General features: G+C 38.8%; 5 protein-coding genes. 4 read left to right on the top strand and 1 reads right to left on the bottom strand.

The window, feature by feature from the left end; genetic code table 11:
* Positions 1-188 precede the first annotated feature (188 nt).
* Together CK510_RS23715 and ileS are read left to right on the top strand one after the other, a co-directional pair.
* The gene (locus CK510_RS23715) at positions 189-2,036 is read left to right on the top strand and encodes a serine/threonine-protein kinase (protein ID WP_245912356.1); all 1,848 of its coding nucleotides are present in this window, start codon (positions 189-191) and stop codon (positions 2,034-2,036) included.
* A 261-nt stretch (positions 2,037-2,297) separates the two neighbouring features.
* Positions 2,298-5,186, top strand: coding sequence for an isoleucine--tRNA ligase (ileS, locus tag CK510_RS23710; protein ID WP_095724022.1), 2,889 nt, complete (start codon positions 2,298-2,300; stop codon positions 5,184-5,186).
* A 276-nt stretch (positions 5,187-5,462) separates the two neighbouring features.
* Here ileS and CK510_RS23705 read toward each other — a convergent pair whose 3' ends face one another.
* Positions 5,463-5,894, bottom strand: a complete 432-nt coding sequence (locus tag CK510_RS23705) for a hypothetical protein (protein ID WP_211293281.1) — start codon at positions 5,892-5,894, stop codon at positions 5,463-5,465.
* 181 nt (positions 5,895-6,075) lie between these two features.
* Between CK510_RS23705 and CK510_RS23700 the strand changes: the two genes are divergently transcribed.
* Together CK510_RS23700 and CK510_RS34080 are read left to right on the top strand one after the other, a co-directional pair.
* Positions 6,076-6,333 carry a type II toxin-antitoxin system ParD family antitoxin gene (locus tag CK510_RS23700; protein ID WP_095724021.1) on the top strand — a complete coding sequence of 86 codons (258 nt, stop codon included), beginning with the start codon at positions 6,076-6,078 and terminating at the stop codon, positions 6,331-6,333.
* On the top strand, positions 6,330-6,455 hold the full coding sequence (locus CK510_RS34080; protein ID WP_281257077.1) for a hypothetical protein: 126 nt from the start codon (positions 6,330-6,332) through the stop codon (positions 6,453-6,455). Before CK510_RS23700 ends, CK510_RS34080 begins: the two co-directional genes overlap by 4 nt.
* Positions 6,456-6,718 lie beyond the last annotated feature (263 nt).

Here is a 6,718-nt window from a genome sequence, read left to right as displayed (position 1 = left end):
CGGCTACCTTTGGAAGTCACTTCGTGCCTACCCGAAGGGTAGGAAGAGAAGGAAGAAATGCTTAACTGAACTGTATTACCTTATATTCCCATATTTAATGTCAATTTTTCCTAAAATTCCCCAATTAAAATTTATTTTGCAGGAGAATAATAGAACAAAGCAATATCCAAACCACACTGAGTCAGAAAATGCAAATAATCAATCGTGAAGTCGTCTTGCCTATGTTTCTAGAACCTGCTTATAGACTAATACAATTAATTGGAAGTAGTGAATTTACGCAAACATTCATAGCTGTTGACGAAAAAGACTACCCTTTTGTCGCTTGCGTAGTTCAGAAAATAAGATTGCGATCGCAAAGCGGTATCCTTGATGCATCGCAATCCGGGGAAAATCAAAATTTAGCTCGAAAAATCAGTTTATTGCAGCAATTGGAGAAATATTGTTTATTCCCCAAGTTGCTGAGTTCTCATTATGAAGATAATTATATTTACCTGGTATTTGAATATGTTGAAGGCAAAAATTTAAATAAATTATTATCAGAACAAGGTAAGTTAACTGAGATTCAAGTGTGGCAACTTTTAACAGATGTTTTACCTGCGATTAATTTACTACATAGTTATGATTTGATTCATTGTGATATTAAACCCAGCAATATTATTTATAATCCCAATTCTCACCAGCAAAAATTTATTTTAGTTGATTTTGCATCGGCTTGTATTTTTGATAAAATCTATTTGTCTGTAGATAATAATCTTATTACTGGTAATCCTGAATATATTGCACCAGAACAATTAAATAGTCAACCTATATTTAGCAGTGACCTTTATAGTTTAGGTGTTACTTGTATTTATTTATTAACTCAAGTTTCCCCATTTTACTTATTTGATTCTGCTAACAATCAATGGGTTTGGCGCGATTATTTACAAACTGGAATTAGCGCACGAATAGGGAATATTCTCGATAAATTAATTCACAAAGATATAAATTATCGTTTTCAGTCAACACAAGATGTTATGGAAGCAATGGGAATTGATTATACAAGCATTAAATCAAGCTTTAAATTGAAATCTCAAACGAAAAATAATGAATATCCAAAATTAGCTAGTTTACATACTCTCACATCACAAATTAGTCTTGCATCTGAAGTAAATACAGTTGCAATTCATCCCCATAATCATATCTTGGCTAGCGGTCATAATAATAAAAATATTTATCTCTGGGATTTGCAAACAAAGCAGTTTTTACAATCTATTTCTGGACATTCTCAAGCTGTCGAATCTGTTTGTTTTAGTCCAGATGTAAAAATATTAGCATCAGCTAGTAATGATAAAACAATTAAATTATGGGATACTAATAATTATCAAGAAATAATTACACTTATTGGACATACAAAAGCTGTCAAATCTGTTGTTTTTAGTCCCGATTCAAAATATCTTGTTAGCGGAAGTTGGGATAAAACAGTTAAAATTTGGGATGTAGAAACTGGTACAAAAATTAACACTTTAACTGGACATAAACAACAAGTAAGTGCAGTGGCTTTTAGTCCAGATGGTTTGTATGTCGCAAGTGCAAGTTTTGATAAGACAGTTTGTATATGGAAATTAGAACAAGCATTATCAAGTAAAGCAAAAATTCCCTCCAATCCCGCATCAATTATATCAGGACATACATGGGCAGTTTTAGCGGTGGCATTTAGCCCAAATGGTGAAATTTTGGCGACAGGTAGCGATGACAATACAATTAAATTATGGGAAATAAAAACAGGTCAAGAAATTGCTACACTTTCAGGACATTCTTGGTCTATAACTGGGTTAATATTTGATTTTACAGGTGAATTTTTGATAAGTAGTAGTAAAGATAAAACTATTAAAATTTGGCGAGTTAGTAATCAAGAAGAAATAATCACACTTTGCCAACATGAAGATTCAGTGACAGCTATTACGGCTAATTTTAATACCCAATCTGACATGCCAATTATTGCTAGCGGTAGTCAAGATAAAACAATCAAAATTTGCCAGTTAGAATTTGGAAGTTAGTATCGCTGAAAATATCGGGTTATTTGGAGCGATCGCGTGGGTTCAATATCCCCGACTTCTAACTATACTTGTCGCTAGATTTAAAGGTTGTGGGTAGAAATCGGGGATATGGTAGGTTTAATGTTACACTAATACTACAAAATCCATATACTTAGGAAACTACCATGACTATTATTATTTCCATAACAATATTCCCCACTGCTCAACTTCTCACGGATAATAGTGAAAATCTGACCTTATATTCCTTAACCAATCAGTGCTGTGACAGAAGCTAAAAGTTACAAAGATACAGTGAATCTTCCCCAGACGAAATTCGACATGCGAGCGAATGCAGTCAAGCGTGAGCCAGAAATCCAGAAGTTTTGGGAAGAAAATAAGATATACGATCGCCTTTCTCAAGAAAATCCCGGTGATATATTTATACTTCATGATGGACCACCATACGCAAATGGTTCGCTGCATATTGGTCATGCTTTAAATAAAATCCTCAAAGATATTATTAATCGTTACCAACTTTTGCAAGGTAGGAAAGTACGCTATGTACCAGGTTGGGATTGCCACGGTTTGCCGATTGAGCTAAAGGTTCTGCAAAATATGAAGCAGGCAGAACGGCAGGATTTGACACCAATTAAGTTGCGACAAAGGGCAAGGGATTTTGCATTAGAAGCTGTTGACGGGCAGCGCAAGAGCTTTAAACGGTACGGTGTTTGGGGCGATTGGGAACATCCCTATTTGACGCTGACACCAGAATATGAAGCTGCTCAAATCGAAGTTTTCGGGCAGATGTTTTTGAAAGGATATATTTATCGTGGTTTGAAACCTGTTAACTGGAGTCCAAGTTCTCGCACTGCTTTGGCTGAAGCGGAGTTAGAATATCCGGAAGGACATACTTCCCGGAGTATGTATGCAGCTTTCCCGATGGTAAGTTTAGGAGATGGTGCTAAATCTGCTTTGGGGGAATATTTGCCTGATTTAGGTGTGGCTATTTGGACGACGACTCCTTGGACGATTCCGGCAAATTTGGCTGTGGCAGTGAATTATGAGTTGGATTATAGTGTGGTGGAAGTGTCGTGCAAAGACGCAGAGACGCAAAGTGGGATTAAATTTAAGTATCTCATTGTGGCGACGGATTTGGTTGAATCTCTGGCTGAAAAATTTGGTGTGGGTATGCAAGTAAAAACCACATTGAAGGGGAAAGATTTAGAACATTCTACTTACCGACATCCTTTATTTGACCGTGAAAGTCAAATCGTGATTGGTGGTGATTATATTACTACTGAGAGCGGTACAGGTTTGGTACATACTGCCCCTGGTCATGGTCAAGAAGACTACATCACTGGTCAAAAATATGGTTTGCCGATTCTGTCTCCTGTGGATGATGGGGGGAATTTTACTGAGGAAGCGGGACAATTTGCGGGTTTAAATGTACTCGGTGATGGTAATAAAGCGGTGATTGATGCCATGTTAGTGGCTGGTGCTTTATTGAAGGAGGAACCGTATCAACACAAATACCCTTACGATTGGAGAACCAAAAAACCGACGATTTTTAGAGCTACCGAACAGTGGTTTGCTTCGGTGGAGGGTTTTCGCGATCGCGCTCTCAATGCTATCTCTGAGGTGCGTTGGATACCTGCCCAGGGGGTAAATAGAATTACACCGATGGTTAGCGATCGCTCGGATTGGTGTATCTCCCGTCAGCGTAGTTGGGGTGTACCGATTCCTGTATTTTATGATGAGGAAACCAACGAACCTTTGATGACAGAGGAAACCATCAACCGTATTCGGGATATCTTTGCGGAAAAAGGTTCTGATGCTTGGTGGGAAATGTCCGTCGAGGAATTGCTACCGGAACAGTACCATAACAATGGACGTAAGTATCGCCAAGGTTTTGATACGATGGATGTGTGGTTTGATTCCGGTTCGTCCTGGGCTTCGGTGGTGCAACAGCGTTCCGAGTTAGAAAAGTACCCAGTAGATATCTATTTGGAAGGTTCTGACCAACATCGGGGATGGTTTCAATCGAGTTTACTTACCAGTGTAGCTGTAAACGATTGTGCGCCATATAAAACGGTGTTGACGCATGGATTTACCCTCGATGAAAAAGGGTTCAAAATGAGTAAATCCTTGGGTAATGTCCTCGATCCAAATTCCGTAATTGAAGGTGGGAAAAATCAAAAAGAAGAACCTCCCTACGGTGCAGATGTGTTGCGGTTGTGGGTTTCTTCAGTAGACTATACCAATGACCAACGCATAGGTAAAAATGTCCTCAAACAATTGGGGGATATTCGGGGAAAAATTCGGAATACAGCGCGGGTTTTACTGGGTAATTTACACGATTTTGACCCTGAAAAAGATGCAGTTCCCTACGACAAATTACCCGCAGTCGATAAATACATGCTGCATCGAATGACGGAAGTATTTAACGAAGTTACAGACGCATTTGAAAGCTTCCAATTCTTCCGTTTCTTCCAAACCATCCAAAATTTTTGCGTGGTGGATTTATCCAGCTTCTATATCGACATCGCCAAAGATAGATTATACATCAGTACCCCCGATGGTTTCCGTCGTCGCAGTACGCAAACAGTATTGTACGTGGCACTGGAAAATTTAACCCGTGCGATCGCACCTGTTCTCTGTCACTTAGCTGAGGACATTTGGCAGTTTTTACCCTACCAAACCCCTTATAAATCGGTGTTTGAGGCTGGTTGGGTGAAGTTAGATGCAAAATGGCAAAATCCCGAAATCGCTAGCTTCTGGGAGAAATTACGGGAACTTCGTAACGATGTCAACAAGGTATTGGAACAAGCACGGGTTGATAAAGCGATCGGTTCGTCTTTGGAAGCGAAGGTTTTGTTGTATGTCGCTGATGAGTCGCTACGTAGTTCGATAAAAGCGCTGGAGGAAAATAGTAATGGTGTTGATGAATTGAGGTATTTGTTTATTACTTCCCAAGTTGAACTGTTAGATTCAGCCCAGAAAATTGACGGATTGAAATACAATTCCTTGAGTGAAAATTGGGGAATTGGGGTAGTTGATGCATTGGGTGAGAAGTGCGATCGCTGTTGGAATTATTCTACCCATGTGGGGGAATCAAAAGACGATCCGTTGTTATGTGAGCGATGTATTGATGCATTAGCGGGAGAGTTTTGAGCTTTATTTGACTTTCGGTGTTAAAGTTTGTCCCTTTCCTGAGTGGAGAGGGACTTTTTATTGTTTATTATTTGTCGTTTGATCTGAAATGCGAACGACTTACGTCGCGCAAGCTTCGCTTGTCTGAGAAATATTTAACGTTGCTCATCACCCGCCGCAGATAACCTTTGAATCACAACCGATCAACTCTCGGCGGTCGGTGTGCATGGGTGTTGTTATGCTGCGACAAACTCATCCGGACAAACTCAACAAAGCTCAATCCCAACAATAGCATTTTTACCTGGCTGAGTTTTCGCAAGTTTCAATGCCAAGTATACTTCTTGAAATGATGTCAAGAATATAAGACGCTATTGAGAGTAGATTCTTCTGTAATGAAGTTCCGTTAGTGAGATCGACAATAAGGTTTGAGCCATTTGGAATACCCTTTAAAATAAACTCAACATAATCAACAAATTTTTTAATCGAAGCTTCTTCTGCTGTAATCTCGACAATTTTATCGACAAGCAATTCTCGGCTTACTTCATTTGCTTCTATATGATCTACCCAATCTTCATTACTTTTTAACTTGGCATAGGAATCTCTTGAATGCACAACAAATATATTTGTTAGAGCCTGCTTAAACATTTCCTCAGCTTTAGCATTAGCTGCAACTATGGAGTTCGCAAATGTAAACTGATTAATGTTGCCGAGAACGAGCAGGGTTGTCATATTTCTATCATTACTTATAAATTGCTTGGCAACAGTCTAACTCAACACTTTCCTATGTGGAGAGAGTTTTTTTGTTTTACGCGATCGCGCCTGGAGAGTTGCAAAGCTGTAAAATAATACTAGGCTTGATTCTTGGCAAAATTTGGCACAATTCAATAACCAGATATAAGGTCAATTGCTAATGACAACACTTAACATCTCTTTGCCTGATGCGATGCGGGCTTTTATTGATGAGGAAGTAGCTAAAGGTGATTACAGTACCGCAAGTGAGTATATCCGCGATTTAATTCGTCAAGCACAAAAAAAAGCCGAAGAAAAAAAGTTAGAGATAATGTTGTTGGAAGGTTTGGATAGTGGAAAACCGATTGAAGTAACAGATGAGTGGTGGGAACAAAAACGCGCTCAAATTATGCAACGTTTTCCACAGAAAAATAAATGACGCTACGTATTATTATCACACCAAAATTTTTTGATGCAACCAGGTTAACTTTTTCCCAACTGGCGAAAACCCCTGGTATTGGTAGTTTGTGCGAGTATGTGAACAGTAGCAATTTTCTGTAGGTTGGGTGGAGGCTTTGCGAAACCCAACATTCATAACATCAGTTTACCCGAAATATTGAAATGTTGGGTTACGACGCAAATTAGATTATTCATTAGCAGCAAAGATTCTCATGTGTCTTCACCCAACCTACAATTTATAACTCAGCGTTCGCTCATTTTTGACCCGAAAATTTAATTAACCCTTACAGGGCTTACAATCTAGGCTCTACAAGCAATTCCAGCATTTTGAGTTCAAACAAGGTTTTAGCCATTTTTATGGTTTA

The sequence above is a fragment of the Brunnivagina elsteri CCALA 953 genome, assembly GCF_002289455.1.
In the GTDB taxonomy this organism is placed as follows: domain Bacteria; phylum Cyanobacteriota; class Cyanobacteriia; order Cyanobacteriales; family Nostocaceae; genus Brunnivagina; species Brunnivagina elsteri.
Note: the sequence above shows the minus strand (reverse complement) of the source record. Positions and strands in the feature narration are given on the sequence as shown.

Bases quoted from the DNA above. Each gene is read 5' to 3' on its own strand.
- CK510_RS23715 (WP_245912356.1), top strand. From the start codon at position 189: ATGCAAATAATCAATCGTGAAGTCGTCTTGCCTATGTTTCTAGAACCT.
- CK510_RS23705 (WP_211293281.1), bottom strand. From the start codon at position 5,894: ATGACAACCCTGCTCGTTCTCGGCAACATTAATCAGTTTACATTTGCG.
- CK510_RS23700 (WP_095724021.1), top strand. From the start codon at position 6,076: ATGACAACACTTAACATCTCTTTGCCTGATGCGATGCGGGCTTTTATT.
- CK510_RS34080 (WP_281257077.1), top strand. From the start codon at position 6,330: ATGACGCTACGTATTATTATCACACCAAAATTTTTTGATGCAACCAGG.